Consider the following 18,619-nt stretch of genomic DNA (forward strand, 5'->3'; position numbering starts at 1 on the left):
TGCTTCCTTCAGATTCCACTTCACAGTGGACACCCTTGCATTTAGCTAACACTTCCCACTGTAAAGGCGTGTTCGGGACTTGCACCCTAGAGTTACCGCCCATGCTGGGCACACTACTATTAAAAAGACAACTGTTTCCAGTTGTCTTTTTTTTTATCTTAGCAATACCTTAATATTTGTTATACTCTAATTGATATTCCGTTTAGTGAAATTTGCATTTCTTCATTTAGAAAATTTAAACAATGATTATAAAGAAAATTATTACCTTTCTTCTTGTATTATTATCCACTCTTTCTTCTTTCTCTCAAGATACAAACTCAGGCGAACTGACGAAGCAAAAATTTACGCTTAGCGGAACTATTATTGATGCCAACAATAATGAGACATTAATTGGTGTAAACATTGTTATACCAGAATTAAAAACAGGCGTAACTACCAATGAATATGGCTTTTATTCTCTTACTGTTCCAAAAGGAAATTACGCTGTTCAAATTACTTATTTAGGATATCAAAATATAGAGGAATCCATAATTTTGGACCAAAACAAAAAAAACAATTTTAAGTTATTCAGCAATGAAACGGCACTAAAAGAAGTGGTCATTATTGATAATAAAACGAAAACCGATATTCGGAAACCGGAGATGAGCGTTAACAAACTCTCAATTTCGGCTATTAAAAAAATGCCGGTTGTACTTGGTGAAGTTGATGTTCTCAAATCTATTCTATTGCTTCCCGGTGTTACCAATGCTGGCGAAGGTGCATCTGGTTTTAATGTTCGTGGCGGCGGTGCTGACCAAAATTTAATATTATTGGACGAAGCAACTATATTTAACTCCTCACATGTTTTTGGTTTTTTCTCTGTTTTTAATCCAGATGCCATCAAAGATTTAAAATTATACAAAGGCGGAATTCCGGCACGTTTTGGCGGAAGAGCTTCCTCAGTTTTAGACATTTATCAAAAAGACGGAAATAGTAAAGGATTCCACGTGAATGGTGGAATCGGATTAATTTCCAGCAGGATTTTGGCCGAAGGACCATTGGTAAAAGACAAAGGCTCATTCCTTATTGGCGGTAGAAGTTCCTATGCGCATTTATTCTTAAAACTCTCCGAAGAACAGAAAAACAACTCCGCTTATTTTTATGATTTGAATACTAAGTTGAGCTACAAATTGAATCCAAACAACAGCTTGTACCTGTCAGGATATTTTGGAAGAGATGTGTTTAGCTTAAACAAAAGCTTTACTAATATTTATGGAAACTCCACTTTAAACTTGCGTTGGAATCATTTATTTTCCGACAAATTATTTTCGAATTTATCGCTAATCTATAGCGACTATTATTACGGATTGGATTTGGATTTTGTAGGTTTCAAATGGGATTCCGGTATCAAGAATTACAATATAAAATACGATTTCAAAAATTATATTTCGGATAAATTCAAATTGAATTATGGTGTAAATGTAATTTATTATGACTTTAATCCGGGAACCATTAAGCCATCTGATGCTGATTCTGGAATTAATTTTGATCAATTGGATAAAAAATATGCATTCGAACCTGCTTTATATATTAATGCCGATCATGAAATTTCAGACAAAATCTCTCTTTCTTATGGTCTGCGCTACAGTATGTTTTACCGTTTAGGTCAATCTACCATAAACATTTATACAGATAATAATCCTGTCACCTTCAACCCGGATTTACAGATTTATGAAAAAGCGACACCTATTGGAACTAAATTCTATGAAAAAAATAAAGTTATTGAAAATTTCAATAATCTGGAACCTCGTTTTTTATTTGCCTATGAAATCAACGACGACCAATCTGTAAAAGCCAGCTACAATAGAATGGTGCAGTATTTACAATTGATTTCCAATACTTCCTCTCCTACTCCGCTTGATGTTTGGACACCAAGTGATACTTTCATAAAACCACAAATTGCGGATCAAGTGGCTTTAGGCTATTTTAAAAATTTTAAAGAAGGAGTTTATTCTTTAGAAGTAGAAACTTATTATAAGAAAGTAAAAAACAGATTGGATTATATTGACGGTGCGAATTTGATTGCCAATAAAGCGATCGAACAAGTGATTTTAAATGGTGAATTAAGGTCCTACGGTTTGGAAATCATGTTACGAAAAAATGAAGGTAAATTTAACGGCTGGATTTCCTATACTTTATCTAAATCAGAGCAACAAACTCCAGGAAGAACAACTAATGAGACTGGAATTAACAACGGAAATTGGTACAACTCTGTTTATGACAAATTGCACAATATTGCCATTACCAGTTCTTATAATTTAACCAAAAAATGGTCTTTTGGAGCTAATTTTTCATTACAAACCGGACAACCCGTAACCTACCCGACTGGGCAATACGATTACCTTGGAATAACCGTTCCCAGTTATGGATTGAGAAATGAAAACCGCCTTCCGGCTTACCATCATCTCGACATTGCTGCAACATTGACTCCGAGCAAAAACAGTGACAGAAACTGGAAAGGGGAATGGGTTTTTAGTATTTACAATTTATATAACCGAAAAAATGCAGCTTCAATTAATTTTAGACAAAATATAGATACAGGTACTAATGAAGCGGTAAAAACTTCCATTTTCGGAATTGTTCCTGCCGTTAGTTATAACTTCAAATTTTAATTATCATGAGAAAAATAACACTATTGTTAGTAATTATAACAGCACTGTTTTTTCACAGTTGCGAAGATGTAATCCCGGTAGATCTGAATACTGCACCACCGAAACTGGTTATAGAAGCCTCCATAAATTGGAAAAAAGGAACTGCTGGAAATCAACAAAAAATAAAATTAACCACAACTACAGATTACTACAGTACCGTAATTCCAAAAGTGTCCGAAGCCACTATTACTATTAAAAACAGTTCCAATATCATTTTTAATTTTGTTGAATCAGCCAACAAAGGAGAATACGTTTGCAACAATTTTATTCCAGTGATTAACGAATCCTACACCTTAACTGTTATTAGTGAAGGTGCAATATACAATGCCTCCGAAACATTAAAATCTGTAGCACCAATAACTGAAATTATTCAAAATAACGAAGGAGGTTTTACAGGAAAAAATAAAGAAATCAAATCGTATTACAAGGATCCTGCTAACGAACCTAATTATTATTTGTACAAATACATTTATTCCAATCAGGTTAAATCTAATTTTTATGTGGACTTAGATGAGTTTTTTGACGGAAATAAATTCTTTAGTATTTCCCAAAATGACGATTTAAAATCGGGTGACGCAATAGAAATCAGCCACTATGGAATTTCGAAATCTTATTACAATTACCTCAGCGTTTTAGTAAGCATCGCAGGAAATAATGGTGGTGGACCGTTTCAATCTCCTCCGGCAACAGTAAGAGGAAATATTGTCAACACTACAAATTCAACTAATTTCCCTTTGGGTTATTTTTCTCTTAGCGAAGTCGATATTAAAAATTACACAATCCAATAAGTAACTATTACAGCTATCCAATGTAGATTAACAATTTTAGATTTTAGATTTTTCATATATTTACAACAAATTTAGAATCTGAAATCTAAATTCAAAAACCCTAAATCAAAAATCCTAATGTCCTCACATCATATCGTTCGCGACGACCAAGAACCTGCTTTAATAATTGCCAATGGCGCTTCCTGTAATTCAGAATTATTAGGACAATTATTAGAATGGTCACCCCTTGTGGTTGTATTAGATTCGGCAATGATTCGCGTAATGGAATTAGACATCAAAGTCGATGTGCTTTTAGGTGATTTTGACAGAGGATTTGATCCTGAAATTTATAAAACATCTCAATACCCAATCGAAATCATCCATACACCCGACCAGAATAAAACCGATTTAGAAAAGGCTTTTGATTATTTAATCGAAAGGAAAATTCCTGCCGTAAACGTTGTTTGGGCAACCGGACGAAGAGCCGATCATACGATTACCAATCTTACCAACATCACACGATACAGAAATCTATTGAAAATTGTAATTCTGGACGATCATTCGAAAGTATTTTTATTGCCTAAAAAATTCGAAAAATGGTACACTGCGAACACTCCTATTTCATTAATTCCCATCGGTCATGTTACCGGAATTCATTCAGATAATTTATATTATCCTTTGAAAGACGACAGCCTAACCATTGGTTACAGAACCGGAAGCAGTAATCATGTGATCAAAGACGGCATCGTGACAATAGAACATGACGAAGGCGATTTATTGATGATGGAATGCATCGATTAATGACTAAAAATCTATTTATAATCTCTTCGTTTAATTTGACAAGAAGAGATTGACTATCTTTGCGCCGAAATGGAAAAAATAAAACAAAAAACGATTACCGAAAAAACCAATTTACATCCCAGAAATCTTGACAGATTTGGATATAATTTTGAGCAATTAATAGAAAAATCTCCTGAATTGCAGCATTTTGTTTCTATCAATGAGCATAAAATCGAAACTATTGACTTTAGTAATCCTGATGCCGTAAAATCCCTTAACAAAGCGTTATTATTATCACATTACGACATTCAAAACTGGGATATTCCTAAAAATTATCTTTGCCCGCCCATTCCCGGAAGAGCCGATTATATACATTACATCGCCGATTTATTAGCTTCAAGCAACAGCGGAATCATTCCTGAAGGGGAAACCGTTCAAGGTTTAGATATTGGTGTCGGTGCCAATTGCATTTATCCAATAATAGGAAATTCAGCTTACGGGTGGAGTTTTGTAGGAACCGATATCGATTTAACAGCAATTGAAAATTGTAGTGCCATCATTGAAGACAATCCAAAACTAATTGATGGTATAAGTTTACAACAACAAACGGAATCACGTTTTATTTTTAAAAATATAATTACTCCCGAAGACAAATTTACATTTACCATTTGCAATCCTCCTTTTCATGCCTCACAAGATGAAGCTACAAAAAGTACGGTTCGAAAAATAAATAATTTAGAAAACACCAAAACCACAAAACCTGTTTTAAATTTTGGTGGTCATAATGCTGAATTATGGTGTGAAGGCGGTGAATTAGGTTTCGTTACCCAAATGATTTACGAAAGTGCAAAATATCCGATGCAGTGTTTATGGTTTACGACTTTGGTTTCTAAAAAAGAGAATCTTTCCAGTCTTTACAAAACATTAAACAAAGTAAGTGCTGTCCAAATTAAAACGATTGATATGGCTCAAGGCCAAAAAACAAGCCGAATTGTAGCTTGGACTTTTCTAAGTGAAGCACAACAAAAAGCTTGGAAGTTTTAGAATTAAACACACACTTATAAATACTTTTAAACATTCCAAACGATAATACTAATGATCTATTGGTATGTTGTTTTTAGTTATCCACAAAAAATATTTATTTAAATGAAACATAAATAAAAGCTTCTATTATTAAATCAATAATTAAAGTTCTAAAAAAATTGTTTTCAAAAAAAAATATATAAATATTCCCGAAAAATCGAATTTCTTTATATTTTTATGCTTAAAAATAAATTTCAACATAGTTTTACGTAAGTTTGCTAAGAAAATCTTAAATAATCAAAAAGATATTCTTTTATGATTCATCAAACCATTAGCAAAAAATCATTCATTTTTAAATGGAGAAACATTCAAAAGGAAGAAAAAAGAACCTCTTTATTATCCTTTTTTATTGCAATTCAAATGTCATTTAACATTAAAAAAATGAACTAATCCAAACTAAATTGTGAAAAGGCAACTACTACATACCGAAACACAAGATGACTCCACACTTTGGAGCAATCTAAAAAAAGGGGATGAAAAAGCTTTTTCAATACTTTTTAAAAGACATTATTCTCATTTAGTCCGTTATGGAAATTCATTTATTCCATTTCCTGAAAAAGTGCAAGATTGCGTACAAGATGTTTTTACAGATATTTGGATTTACAGAGACAAATTGAGTGATAAAGTGGTTGTAAAAGCCTATCTATTAGCCTGTGTTCGCAAGCGTATAACAAGATCACAAGAACGAGATCGTATTTTTCGCCTGAGCAGTTCTATAGATACGGCTGAATTTTTATTTGATTTTTCAATTGAACACGACCTTATCTCAGATGAAACGACAGCTTCTAAAGTGTCACATCTCAATCATCTAATTAATGATTTGCCTTCTCGACAAAAAGAGGCCTTATACCTTCGTTACACCCAAGAACTTACCGTAGACCAAATTGCAGATACACTTGACATTAATTATCAATCGGCAAACAATCTTTTGCACCGTGCTTTGTTGAGTTTACGCAAAGATTGGAAAGGAAATTTCTTCTTTATTTTAGTGCTGTTTTCATTCGCATTTTAGTCTTCAAAAAATAAATTCAAAAAAATATAGCTTTTAGTGAGTATCAATTAAAAAAATGGTCCTCTATCTAAATATAACCCCGTTTTTTGATGCAACACCGTAATAATTATACCGAAATAGAACACTTTTTAGCTGATGAATCATTCCGATTATGGGTGTGTTTCAAAGACGACCAACAAGATTGGGAAGAATGGACTTTAGAGAATTCCGGTCGTGCTAAATTGGTCGAAGAAGCCCGATTATGGCTGTTAGCGATGAAAGTTCCTAATGATGATTTAGCTGCGGATGAAGTTCAACATGCTTTGGAAGCCACTTGGGAAAAAATTGAAAGAACAGAAGAAAATAAAAATGATACCGAAAAACCAGTTCTTAAACTTTTGAGAAAAAGATGGTTTAATGGGGTTGCTGCTGTTTTGATTTTAAGTCTTTTATCCGGCTGGTTGTACAATCAAAGTAACACTTCTGAAAACTCGGCACTAACTTATAGTGAATTGATCAATGAAAATGAAGAAGGTCTGGTGGAGCAAACTAATAATTCAGATAAACCACAAATAATAACGCTATCCGATGGTAGTTCTGTTTTATTACAGCCCAACAGTAAATTAAGTTATCCCAAAATATTTGTGGGCAATGAAAGAAAAGTGTACCTCTCCGGTGAAGGCTTTTTTGAAATCAGCAAAGACCCTAAAAAACCATTTTTTGTATTTGCAAATGAAATAGTTACTAAAGTAATAGGAACCAGTTTTAAAATAAAAGCATACGCTAATCAGCCAAATGTGGAAGTTGTGGTTCGAACTGGAAAAGTAAAAGTAAGATCTAATGAATTGATCTCAAATCCAAAAGACGAATTGATTGTTTTATTACCGAATCAAGCCTTACGATTCGTTCGAAAAAACTTAAGTTTTAATAAAATTACCGATATAACGCAAGACGAATCATTAAGCCATTCCACGAGTACTATCGAACAATTGGGATTTGAATTCACAGATATTCCTTTGGCACAAATTTTCAAAACTATTGAACAGGCTTATTTAGTGAAAATTGATTTTCCTCAAACAAAATTAAAAGACTGCTATCTCACAACATCTTTAACGGATCAGCCTTTGCCTGAAAAGCTTAAAATTATTTGCAAAAGTCTTGGAAACAATACGAGTTATGAAATGAATGGAAACCAAATAATTATTATATCAGATGGATGCAACTAACCTTATTTAGCCTATGAATTAAAGCACTAAAACAAAAAAAGCGCCGAAAATGCTGTAACATTCCCGACGCCTTGAATTAAATCAATTACCTCTCTGTAAAGAGTAATTGTTGCGTTCTCAATAACCAAACAAAAGAATATTAACAAACACAAACCAAAATTATGAAAAAACCCGTCCTTAAACAACGTTTACTCTTTCAAATCATGAAAATAACCTTATTTCAATTTGTTTTAGCCCTTGTTTTTTCAAGTGTTACTATAGCAAATAATATCAGAGGGCAAAGAAAATTAGACACAAAGGTAACTATTACCCTAACCGATTTGAACTTAGATACTGCGTTAACCAAACTTGAAAAATTAGCAAATGTGAAATTTTCGTATAATTCGAGAATGACACAATTGAATCAAAAAGTGAGTGTTTCTGCTAATAATGAAGCATTATCAAGTGTACTTACCCGTATTTTGAAACCACTTAAAATTAATTATACTGAAGTAAGCAATCAAATTGTTTTACAAAAGGAAGGAATCCAAAAAGTGGGTATGAATGGAAACCTTATGTCAACACTAAATGAAAATATAGCTGCTGAAATTATTAAAGGTCGTGTAGTTGATGATAGTGGCCAACCTTTACCTGGTGTAACAATTCTTGTAAAAGGAACTACTAAAGGAACTACGACTGATGCAGATGGGAATTATACCATTACTGCTCAAATAGGAGATGTTTTACAATTTTCTTATGTGGGTTTAGAAACTAAATCGGTAACTGTAACTGGAAACCTTGTAAATGTTACTTTGACAGGAAGCGGTGAAACACTTCAAGATGTTGTTGTAATAGGCTCCCGTAATCCTACCAGAACGGTAACAGAATCAGCAGTACCTATTGATGTAATTTCTATGAAAGACATTGCTTCACAAGGTCCTCAAGTTAACTTAAATCAAATCTTAAACATGGTTGCACCATCGTTTACATCAAATACTACTACTGTGGCTGATGGAACGGATCACATTGACCCGGCACAATTAAGAGGTTTAGGTCCTGACCAAGTATTGGTTTTAATAAACGGGAAAAGAAGACATACTTCTTCTTTAGTAAATATTAACGGATCTCCGGGTAGAGGATCTGTAGGAACGGATTTAAATGCTATTCCTGCTTTTGCAATCGAAAAAATCGAAGTATTGAGAGATGGAGCTTCTGCACAATATGGTTCTGATGCCATTGCAGGTGTAATCAATATTAACGTAAAGAAAAATACCAATAAATTAGATGTTGCCATTTTTGGAGGAGGAAATCTTTCAAAAGGAGCTAATGACCATGATGGTGGCATTGACGGTGGTAATTACCAATTAGACTTAAACTACGGAACAGGTCTTGGTAAAGAAAAAAGTTTTATTAATGCAACAGCTAGCTTCCAACTTAGAGATGCTACAAGCAGAGCAAAAGAAGTTACAGGAACTTTGTTTAATGCGTATAATGCCGTTGAACAAAGAGCTTCTGAGGCAGGAACAAATATCAATACTCTTTTTGGAAATATCACAAATACTCCAAATACGGCTCAAATACTTTCCACTATAAAAACATATGCGCCCCAAGTAGGTTATTTTACAACTGCGCAACAATCTGCAATAAGTGGAGCTGCTGATATACCTCAAATGCAAGCAGCATTGAATTTTGATGCTACATCTGGAGAGCTTGCCTATAGAAATCTTGAAAGAAAAGATTTCAATATGAGAGTAGGACAATCTTCTTTGAAAAGTGCCCAATTCTTTTTGAACGCTGCTTATCCAATCAATGATAAATTAGAAGCATATGCTTTTGGGGGAACCAGTTATAGAGATGGTGAAGCTGCAGGTTTCTACAGAAGACCTAATCAAGCCAGATCATATACAGGATTGTATCCAAACGGATTTTTACCGGAAATACATTCTACTATTAACGATGTTTCAGTTGCTGCTGGTCTTAGAGGTATGCTATTCGAAAATTGGAATTTTGATATAAGTAATACTTTTGGAAGAAATGCTTTTGATTATGGGGTTGAAAACACAGTAAATGCTTCTTTAAGAGAAAATTCTCCTACTGAATTTGACGCGGGTGGTTTGGCTTTCGCCCAAAACACAACTAACTTTGACATGAACAGAAAATTTGATGTTCTGGAAGGATTAAACGTTGCCTTTGGTGCGGAATATCGTCATGAAAATTTTTCTATCACTGCAGGTCAGCCAGAATCCTATAATTTATATGACATTAATGGAGGAGTTGTTACAGCAACAACTGCCGCAAACATTAAAGTTACTGACTTTTATGGTGCAGCAAGACCAAATGGTTCTCAAGTATTTCCAGGTTTCAGACCTGCAAATGCAATTGATAAAGACCGTAACAGTGTAGCAGTTTATACCGATTTAGAACTAGACGTTACTGACAAATGGTTATTAAACGGAGCCGTTCGTTTTGAGAACTATTCTGATTTTGGAAACACCACTAATTTTAAATTAGCGACTCGTTATAAACTAACAGATAATATCAATTTACGTGGTGCTGTTTCAACTGGATTTAGAGCACCATCATTACACCAAATTTATTTCAATTCAACCGCTACACAATTCGTAGGTGGTGTGCCATTTGAGGTAGGAACTTTCAGTAATGATTCACAAGCTGCACAATTATTAGGAATTCCTAAATTGAAACAAGAAGAATCTCAAAGTGCCAGTGTTGGTTTTACAGCTAAAATACCAGAAGCTAATTTAACCTTGACTGCTGATGCTTACATTGTACAAATAGACGATAGAGTGGTTCTTACCGATCAATTTTCAAGACCGGGTGGAACTCCTGCAGCTGGATCTCCAAATGCAGTTTTGAATGCATTATTTGATACAGCCGGAGCAACAGCAGCAACTTTCTTTGCAAATGCAATTGACACAGAATCAAAAGGAATTGATGTTGTAATAAGTCATAAAACAAGTTTTGGAAATAACGTTTCTCTAAAAACAGATTTATCAGGAACTTTTTCTAAAACCTACAGAGTGGGCGAAATTCACGCTTCACCAGTATTAGAAGCTGCCGGTCAAATAAACAGATACTATTCTGAAGCAAGTAGAGTATACTTACAAGAAGCAATTCCTAGAGTAAAAGCTAATTTAACCAACTCTGTTACTTACAAAAAATTCGATTTCTTCTTGAGAAATGTTTATTTTGGTAAAGTTACTGATCCAAATACTGCTGACGTAAATGGTGATGGAAGAGTTGAAGGTGTTATAGTAAACGGTCAAGTTGTAGAAATTGAGCACCCAATCTGGGGAGCTAAAATCATTACTGATTTGTCTGTTGGTTTCAAAATTACTAATGCTGCAAAAATTGTTATAGGAGCTAATAATATTTTTGATATTTATCCAGATATGAATCTTGGAACGCAAACTGCAATCAGACCTAGATTAGTATCAGGAGCTATTGATTATACAGCTGCTCCAGCAACAATCGATTTATCAAATGCAAACCAATTTATATATTCAAGAAACGTTTCTCAATTTGGTCAAAACGGTCGTTTTGTTTTTGCTAGATTAAACTTCAGTTTCTAAGAATTTTTTTTAATAATGAAAAACCATCCTGTCAAAGCGGGATGGTTTTTTTTTGGCTAAAACTTTGGTAAAAAAAGAATCCAAACTTTGTACCTTTGCAACTCTAAAACTTTGCCCTTTAATTAAATGAATTTCCAAGTAGTATCCGATTACCAGCCTAAGGGCGACCAACCTCAAGCGATTGAAAAATTGACTCAAGGGATTATTGATGGTGATAAATTCCAAACTTTATTAGGAGTTACCGGATCTGGAAAAACATTTACCGTGGCCAATGTAATTCAGGAAGTACAAAGACCAACTTTGGTTTTGGCACACAATAAAACTTTGGCAGCTCAATTATACTCGGAATTCAAACAATTCTTCCCGAATAATGCCGTGGAATATTTTGTTTCGTACTACGATTATTACCAGCCGGAAGCGTTTATGCCCGTAACCGGCGTTTTCATTGAAAAGGATTTATCTATCAATGAAGAACTGGAAAAAATGCGAATGTCAACCACAGCTTCGTTGCTTTCCGGAAGAAGAGATATTTTGGTAGTAGCATCGGTTTCGTGTTTGTACGGTATTGGAAATCCTATCGAATTTCAGAAAAACTTAATTCCGATTGAGAAGGGACAAATCATTTCCAGAACCAAATTATTGCATCAACTGGTGCAAAGTTTATATTCCAGAACTGAAGCTGATTTTAATCCCGGAAGTTTCAGGATAAAAGGCGATACAGTAGATGTTTATCCAAGTTATGCAGATGAAGCGTATAGAGTCCATTTCTTTGGTGATGAAATCGAAGAAATTGAAAGTTTTGACACCAAGAATTCTCAAGTCATTGAAAAATTTGACAGACTGACGATTTATCCTGCTAATATGTTCGTGACTTCTCCAGATGTATTGCAAAATGCCATTTGGGAAATACAACAGGATTTAGTAAAACAGGTCGATTATTTCAAGGAAATCGGAAAACATTTAGAAGCCAAACGATTGGAAGAGCGCACCAATTTTGATTTGGAAATGATTCGTGAACTTGGTTATTGTTCCGGAATTGAAAATTATTCCCGTTACCTTGATGGTCGTTTAGCAGGAACCAGACCTTTTTGTTTATTGGATTATTTCCCAAAAGATTACTTAATGGTTGTTGATGAAAGTCACGTAACGCTTTCTCAGGTTAGCGCTATGTATGGTGGGGACAGAAGCCGAAAAGAAAATTTAGTGGAATATGGTTTTAGACTTCCCGCAGCGATGGACAATCGTCCTTTGAAGTTTGAAGAATTTGAAGCGATGCAAAACCAAGTGATTTACGTTTCGGCAACACCAGCCGATTATGAATTACAAAAAACGGAAGGTGTTGTAGTGGAACAAGTGATTCGTCCGACCGGATTATTAGATCCTATAATTGAAATCCGACCAAGTTTAAATCAAATTGATGATTTAATTGAAGAAATTCAGGTTAGAGCAGAAATTGACGAACGTGTTTTGGTGACGACTTTAACCAAAAGAATGGCGGAAGAATTAGCTAAATATTTAACGAAAGTCAATATTCGTTGCCGTTATATTCACTCCGAAGTAGATACTTTGGAACGAATAGAAATCATGCAAGATTTACGAAAAGGAATTTTTGATGTGTTAATTGGTGTGAATTTACTTCGTGAAGGTTTGGATTTACCCGAAGTTTCTTTGGTGGCAATTTTAGACGCAGACAAGGAAGGTTTTCTACGAAGTCACCGTTCGCTTACGCAAACAATTGGTCGTGCAGCAAGAAACTTAAATGGAAAAGCAATTATGTATGCGGATAAAATTACGGCAAGCATGCAAAAAACCATTGATGAAACCAATTATCGCAGAACCAAACAAATTAATTACAATACTGCTAATAATTTGGTTCCTCAAGCCTTAAATAAAAAAATAGAAAGTGCCTTTACCAAAAATCCTTTGGCAGATTACGAATTAGGTTATACGCTATCAAATGCAGCAGAACCTGTTACAGAATATTTATCAAAACCCGATATTGAGAAACGCATTCGTGAAAAACGAAAAAACATGGAAAAAGCTGCAAAAGAATTGGACTTTATGCAGGCTGCAAAATTACGTGATGAAATAAAAGCGCTACAAGGGCAATTATCTTAATTGTGTTGTTCCTGAAAAACATTCAATAAAACCTCGCCTTCAATAATTGCATTTGGTGCTTCCTTCATCAACTTAAGAATTCGTTTTGTTGCCATAGGATTTAAACCCATATCAATTGCCATTTGTTGAATCGCTACCGCTTCTTTATTATGCAAAACACCATCACTGTGCATTAATAATGCTAATCTGTAAAATTGCTGAATACGTAAAAACTCCGTTTTAATAGGAAGTTGTGGTAGTTCCTGATGAAATAAATCATTAAAAACATCAATTTCGAAACCCAACTCATTAGCTACAATAGCTAAAAATTCATATTCTCTTTTATGTAAATGCCCATCAACGGTAGAAAAAGCAATCATCTCTAAAAGTAAACTCCTCTTTTCTTCGAATGTATTCATCAAATTATTATTTTTAGCTAAAATATTGTTTTTAAATCAAAACACAAAAACTAATAATGATTCGACCACAATTCCTACTACTCCTCTTCTTTTTTACTATAGCAAAAATTGCTGCTCAGGATGCTAAAGAGCCAAGACAAAGCACTGCTTCAAAACAAGTTTCTACTTTTACTATTGAAGCGCCGCAACTTCAAACGGCAAAGAAAATTTGGGTGTATTTACCAGAAAATTATGTAACCTCAAAAAAGAAATTCTCTGTCATCTATATGCATGATGCTCAAAATTTATTTGATGTCAAAACATCCTATTCGGGTGAATGGAATGTAGATGAAAAGCTGGACAGCCTAAAAGCACAAGTTATTGTTATAGGAATCGAACATGGAAATGACAAACGAATCGATGAATTAACGCCTTTTAAAAACGAGAAATATGGTGGTGGAAAAGCGGACAGTTATTTAGAATTTATCGTGAAAACATTGAAACCGAAAATCGACAAAACGTATCGAACAAAAACCAAAAAGAAAAATACTATCATCATGGGAAGTTCTCTTGGCGGACTTACTTCCTATTATGCCATTTTAAAATACCCTGAAATATTTGGAAAGGCTGGTGTGTTTTCCCCTTCTTTTTGGTACAGTAAAGACATTTATAATCTGACTGAAAAATCAAAAAAAATAAAATCAAAAATCTATTTCTTATGCGGAGACAATGAAAGTGAGGATATGGTTTCGGATTTGAACAAAATGGAATATTTATTAAATTCAAATAGATGTTACTGTCTTAATTTGAACGAAAAAAAAATTGTAAAAGGCGGACAACATAATGAAAAATTATGGCGCGACAGTTTTGCAAAAGCCGTTTTATGGCTCGGTTACTAAATTATCCTACTACAAAATAAACACAACAAATATTAAATTAAACCCCAAATGGAACTAATCTTAAGAGAATACAACCTCAAATTAAAACATACATTTACCATTTCGAGAGAATCAATAGACTTTCAACCTTCTTTGATTGTGGAGTTAAAAAGTGATGGTTTTTCAGGTTTTGGCGAAGCAACTTCCAATCCGTATTACAAGACAACAGTTCCGGTGATGATGCAGGATTTAGAAAAAATTCGCACCATAATCGAAACCACTACAAATGAAACTCCGGAAGTTTTTTGGTCAAAGATTCATCCATATTTAAAAGATGATATGTTCGCCTTGTGCGCTTTGGACATGGCATATACTGATTTGTACGCGCGAAAAAAAGGAAAGAAATTATACGAATTGTGGAATTATACCATTGACAAAAATCCATTGACCGATTACACGATTGGAATTGCATCCATCGAAAAAATGGTTACTAAAATGAAGGAATTGCCTTGGCCGATTTATAAAATAAAATTGGGAACCAAAGAAGATATTGCCATTGTTACCGAACTTAGGAAACATACTAATGCCATTTTCAGAATTGACGCCAATTGCGGTTGGGGTGTGGAAGAAACCATAAATAATGCCATCGAGTTAAAAAAACTAGGTGTAGAATTTTTGGAACAACCCATGAAAGCGGACAATTGGGAAGGACACAAAGAAGTTTTCAAACACTCGGTTTTACCAATAATTGCTGACGAAAGTTGTATTATAGAAGAAGATGTAGCCAAATGTCACCATCATTTTCATGGTGTAAATGTCAAATTAGTAAAATGTGGAGGGCTAACTCCTGGAAGACGAATGATTCAGGAAGCCAAAAAATTAGGATTGAAAACGATGGTGGGTTGTATGACCGAATCAACCGTAGGAATATCTGCGATTGCCCATTTATTGCCTCAACTGGATTATGTAGATATGGACGGCGCATTGCTTTTGGCAGAAGACATTGCAACTGGTATAACAATAGATTTTGGAAAAATAAGCTATTCTGAAATCAATGGAACCGGTGTAACTTTAATGTAGTTCTAAATGAAAGTCAACCAATTTCCAGATCGAATTATTGAAATCGACAATGAAGAATATCTCTATTTTGGAGGAACGGCCTATTTGGGTTTACCGACACATCCCGAATTTCAAAAACTGCTCATCAAAAACATTTTACAATGGGGAACAGCTTATGGAAGTTCGAGAAGTGCCAATATTCAACTGACCGCCTACGAAAACGGCGAACGATTTTTAGCAAATTACATCAAAGCAGATGCAGCTCTTACCCTTTCCTCTGGCATGTTGGCGGGGAAATTAGTAATTGAAATACTGACACCGCAAACCGATTGTTTTTTTCATTTTCCGGATACGCACACAGCTATCAAAGCACAAAATAGTCTACCTATTTTTATTGGAAAAAAATTAAATCCTCGTTTACTGGATAACGTAACTGAAAAAATTACAATTCTAACCGATTCGGTTCCTTCTTTTCATATAAAACCAATCGATGTTACGATTCTAAATTCGATTGCGTCCAATAAAGAAATTACTTTGGTTATCGATGAATCGCATTCTCTTGGAATTTTGGGAACGAATGGTTGCGGGATTTATTCGACAATCAATCTTCCTAATATTAAAAGAAAAATCATGGTGTCGTCTTTGGGCAAAGCCTTTGGATTGACGGGAGGTGTAATTGCCAGTGATCCCGAATTCATTAATCAGATGGCAGCTCACGATACTTTTGTTGCCAGTGCTGGAATGAATGCTGCATTTGTACAAACTATGGCTGATGCGTCAGCAATCTATTTGCAACAGCATCAAAAATTAAAAGACAATTTAAAATATATAGAAGCTCATTTGATTAAAAATAAAGCAGTTCATTTTGATCCAAATTATCCCTTAATTTATCCTGAAATCGAAGGGATAAATGAAATTTTCACTGCGAATAAAATTATAGTAACCAATTTTAAATACCCGACTGACATCAGGGATTTAAATAGAATTGTAATTACTGCCAATCATAAAAAAGAAGATTTGGATAAAATAATTCAGATTCTGAACCAAAACCAATTCTAAATCTAAAATTGTGTTGCAATTGCTTTTTAACCGTACCTTTGTAAAAAATTAGAATATGATGACAAACAACGATATCTTTAAAAAACTTCGCGTAGCATTAATGTTGCGTGACGATCAAATAGTTGAAATATTAGAATTAGTAGATTTTAGAATCACTAAATCAGAATTGGGTGCTTTTTTCCGTGATGAAAAACATGAGAATTATATGGAATGTGGCGACCAAGTGCTGCGTAATTTCTTAAATGCTTTAGTAATTCACTTGCGTGGAACGAAAGAAAATCCAAAAAATCCAAACGATGTTTTAGCCAAACACAAAGCTCAAATCCCTGTAAAAGAAGGAGCTTCTGAAAGAGTTGAATTTAAAGCCAAGCCAAGAGACGAAGATAAATCAAGAGGTGATGAAAGTCCTTCAAAATCTAAGCCTGCTGCTAAGAAACCGTTCAAAAAACAATTTACAAAAGGAACTCCAAAAGTTCAGGTAGTGGAGAAAGTGAAATTTAATTTCGGTAAGAATAAAAAATCGTAACTGTGAAAACGGCTTTGATTATTGGAAGCACTGGTTTAATAGGTTCTCAACTATTGAATTTACTTTTAGAAAGTCCAAATTACGCTAAAGTAATCACTTTCGTAAAAAGGGATTCAGGAATAATACATCCAAAATTAACGCAACACATCATTGATTTTGACAAGCCAGAAACCTATAAAGGATTAGTTCTTGGAGATGATTTCTTTTGTACCATTGGCACAACAATCAAAAAAGCAGGTAGTCAAAAAGCTTTTAGAAAAGTAGATTTTGAAAATCCTCGCCAGTTTGCCGCTTTTGCATTGCTAAACAAAGTCAAACAATTTTTGATTATTTCATCTCTTGCTGCTGATGCAAATTCTGGAAATTTTTATTTGAAAACAAAAGGAGAAATTGAAGATTTTCTTAAAGATTGCAATTTCGAAAGCGTTTCTGTATTACAACCTTCACTTCTTTTAGGAAATCGAACTGAATTTAGATTAGGAGAAAAAGCAGGTGCATTTTTTATGAAAACACTTTCCTTTTTATTCCTTGGAAATTTAGAAAAGTACAAACCAATTGAGAGTAAAACAGTAGCCAAAGCACTTTTTAAAATTGCTCAAGCAAACAATACAGGCTTCAAAATATATGAATCGGATGCGATTCAAGAAATTGGTAATTAATACCCTATCAAAATCCTGAATGAAAGTTCAGGATTTTTTTATTTCTTTATGTTTAAAAGAAGAACATAGAAATTTAAATCATTTATGAGAATAATTAACTGGAATTGTAACGGAGCATTTAGAAAAAAATTTAAACAACTTGAACAATTTGAAGCAGATATTATTGTCATACAAGAATGTGAAGATCCTGAAAGGTCAAATGATAAAATTTACAAAGAATGGGCTAAAAATTTTATCTGGATTGGCGATAACAAAAATAAAGGGCTAGGAATATTTTGCACTGAATCCTTAAAAATATCGAATAATAATTGGGAAACAAACAACCTAAAATATTTTATATCTGCTAACATTAATGATGAATTTAATATAATTGGTTTATGGAATCATCATGCAAATTCACCAACTTTTGGTTATATCGGACAGTTTTGGAAATATCTTCAAATCAATAAATCTTTAATGTCCAAAGCTTTAATTATTGGTGATTTCAATAGTAATAAAATTTGGGACAAATGGGACAGATGGTGGAATCATTCTGATGTCATAAGAGAATTAGAAGAAATAGAAATTAGAAGTTTGTATCACGAGTATTTTAATGAAGAACAAGGCGAAGAACAATCTCCAACTTTTTACTTGCAAAAAAATATTTTAAAACCATATCATATTGACTATGTATTTGCTGATAAAAAAACCTTTGATAAAATAAAAAGTATTGAAATAGGTCAAAAAACAGAATGGCTACAATGGAGCGATCACATGCCAATATCAATTGAACTTTAAAATGCTATTCCAATAGTAAACGAAAAATCCTGAGCTTTCACTCAGGATTTTTTTATATGT

15 protein-coding genes are annotated in these 18,619 nt (G+C 33.8%); 14 read left to right on the top strand and 1 reads right to left on the bottom strand.

Going from position 1 to position 18,619, the window contains the following annotated elements; genetic code table 11:
* The first annotated feature begins 242 nt into the window (after positions 1–242).
* The 8 genes from ACM55F_RS18165 (at position 243) to uvrB (ending at position 13,224) form a co-directional block, all read left to right on the top strand.
* Complete coding sequence (locus ACM55F_RS18165) at positions 243–2,651, top strand: TonB-dependent receptor (RefSeq protein ID WP_416855236.1); 2,409 nt, start codon at positions 243–245, stop codon at positions 2,649–2,651.
* A gap of 5 nt (positions 2,652–2,656) precedes the next feature.
* Positions 2,657–3,478 (top strand): DUF4249 domain-containing protein, encoded by an 822-nt coding sequence (locus ACM55F_RS18170; RefSeq protein WP_416855237.1) that lies wholly within the window; start codon positions 2,657–2,659, stop codon positions 3,476–3,478.
* A gap of 117 nt (positions 3,479–3,595) precedes the next feature.
* Positions 3,596–4,258, top strand: a complete 663-nt coding sequence (locus ACM55F_RS18175) for a thiamine diphosphokinase (RefSeq protein ID WP_416855238.1) — start codon at positions 3,596–3,598, stop codon at positions 4,256–4,258.
* A gap of 69 nt (positions 4,259–4,327) precedes the next feature.
* Complete coding sequence (gene rlmF / locus ACM55F_RS18180; RefSeq protein ID WP_416855239.1) at positions 4,328–5,281, top strand: 23S rRNA (adenine(1618)-N(6))-methyltransferase RlmF; 954 nt, start codon at positions 4,328–4,330, stop codon at positions 5,279–5,281.
* Positions 5,282–5,723: 442 nt separating this feature from the next.
* The gene (locus ACM55F_RS18185) at positions 5,724–6,332 is read left to right on the top strand and encodes an RNA polymerase sigma factor (RefSeq protein ID WP_416855240.1); all 609 of its coding nucleotides are present in this window, start codon (positions 5,724–5,726) and stop codon (positions 6,330–6,332) included.
* A gap of 89 nt (positions 6,333–6,421) precedes the next feature.
* A complete protein-coding gene (locus ACM55F_RS18190) occupies positions 6,422–7,537 on the top strand; it encodes a FecR family protein (RefSeq protein ID WP_416855241.1) in 1,116 nt (371 codons plus the stop codon).
* A 161-nt stretch (positions 7,538–7,698) separates the two neighbouring features.
* Complete coding sequence (locus ACM55F_RS18195) at positions 7,699–11,106, top strand: TonB-dependent receptor domain-containing protein (RefSeq protein WP_416855242.1); 3,408 nt, start codon at positions 7,699–7,701, stop codon at positions 11,104–11,106.
* A 126-nt stretch (positions 11,107–11,232) separates the two neighbouring features.
* Positions 11,233–13,224 carry an excinuclease ABC subunit UvrB gene (gene uvrB / locus ACM55F_RS18200; protein WP_416855243.1) on the top strand — a complete coding sequence of 664 codons (1,992 nt, stop codon included), beginning with the start codon at positions 11,233–11,235 and terminating at the stop codon, positions 13,222–13,224.
* Here the strand turns inward: uvrB and ACM55F_RS18205 are convergent.
* Positions 13,221–13,622: an excinuclease ABC subunit B gene (locus ACM55F_RS18205; protein ID WP_416855244.1), complete on the bottom strand. Its 402-nt coding sequence runs from the start codon at positions 13,620–13,622 to the stop codon at positions 13,221–13,223. The two genes, uvrB and ACM55F_RS18205, sit on opposite strands and share 4 nt — an antisense overlap.
* 56 nt (positions 13,623–13,678) lie before the next feature.
* Between ACM55F_RS18205 and ACM55F_RS18210 the strand changes: the two genes are divergently transcribed.
* The 6 genes from ACM55F_RS18210 to ACM55F_RS18235 all read left to right on the top strand — a co-directional run bounded on the left by ACM55F_RS18210 (position 13,679) and on the right by ACM55F_RS18235 (position 18,559).
* Positions 13,679–14,500: an alpha/beta hydrolase gene (locus tag ACM55F_RS18210; RefSeq protein WP_416855245.1), complete on the top strand. Its 822-nt coding sequence runs from the start codon at positions 13,679–13,681 to the stop codon at positions 14,498–14,500.
* Positions 14,501–14,548: 48 nt separating this feature from the next.
* Complete coding sequence (locus ACM55F_RS18215; RefSeq protein WP_416855246.1) at positions 14,549–15,559, top strand: dipeptide epimerase; 1,011 nt, start codon at positions 14,549–14,551, stop codon at positions 15,557–15,559.
* Between the two features lie 6 nt (positions 15,560–15,565).
* Entirely contained in the window at positions 15,566–16,597 is a 1,032-nt protein-coding gene (locus ACM55F_RS18220; RefSeq protein ID WP_416855247.1) for an aminotransferase class I/II-fold pyridoxal phosphate-dependent enzyme, read from the top strand.
* 58 nt (positions 16,598–16,655) lie between these two features.
* The gene (locus ACM55F_RS18225) at positions 16,656–17,123 is read left to right on the top strand and encodes a DUF1456 family protein (protein ID WP_416855256.1); all 468 of its coding nucleotides are present in this window, start codon (positions 16,656–16,658) and stop codon (positions 17,121–17,123) included.
* Between the two features lie 2 nt (positions 17,124–17,125).
* Positions 17,126–17,782, top strand: coding sequence for a Rossmann-fold NAD(P)-binding domain-containing protein (locus tag ACM55F_RS18230; RefSeq protein WP_416855248.1), 657 nt, complete (start codon positions 17,126–17,128; stop codon positions 17,780–17,782).
* 84 nt (positions 17,783–17,866) lie between these two features.
* Positions 17,867–18,559 carry an exonuclease/endonuclease/phosphatase family protein gene (locus tag ACM55F_RS18235; protein WP_416855249.1) on the top strand — a complete coding sequence of 231 codons (693 nt, stop codon included), beginning with the start codon at positions 17,867–17,869 and terminating at the stop codon, positions 18,557–18,559.
* Positions 18,560–18,619 lie beyond the last annotated feature (60 nt).

This window comes from Flavobacterium melibiosi, assembly GCF_048158545.1.
Taxonomy (GTDB): domain Bacteria; phylum Bacteroidota; class Bacteroidia; order Flavobacteriales; family Flavobacteriaceae; genus Flavobacterium; species Flavobacterium melibiosi.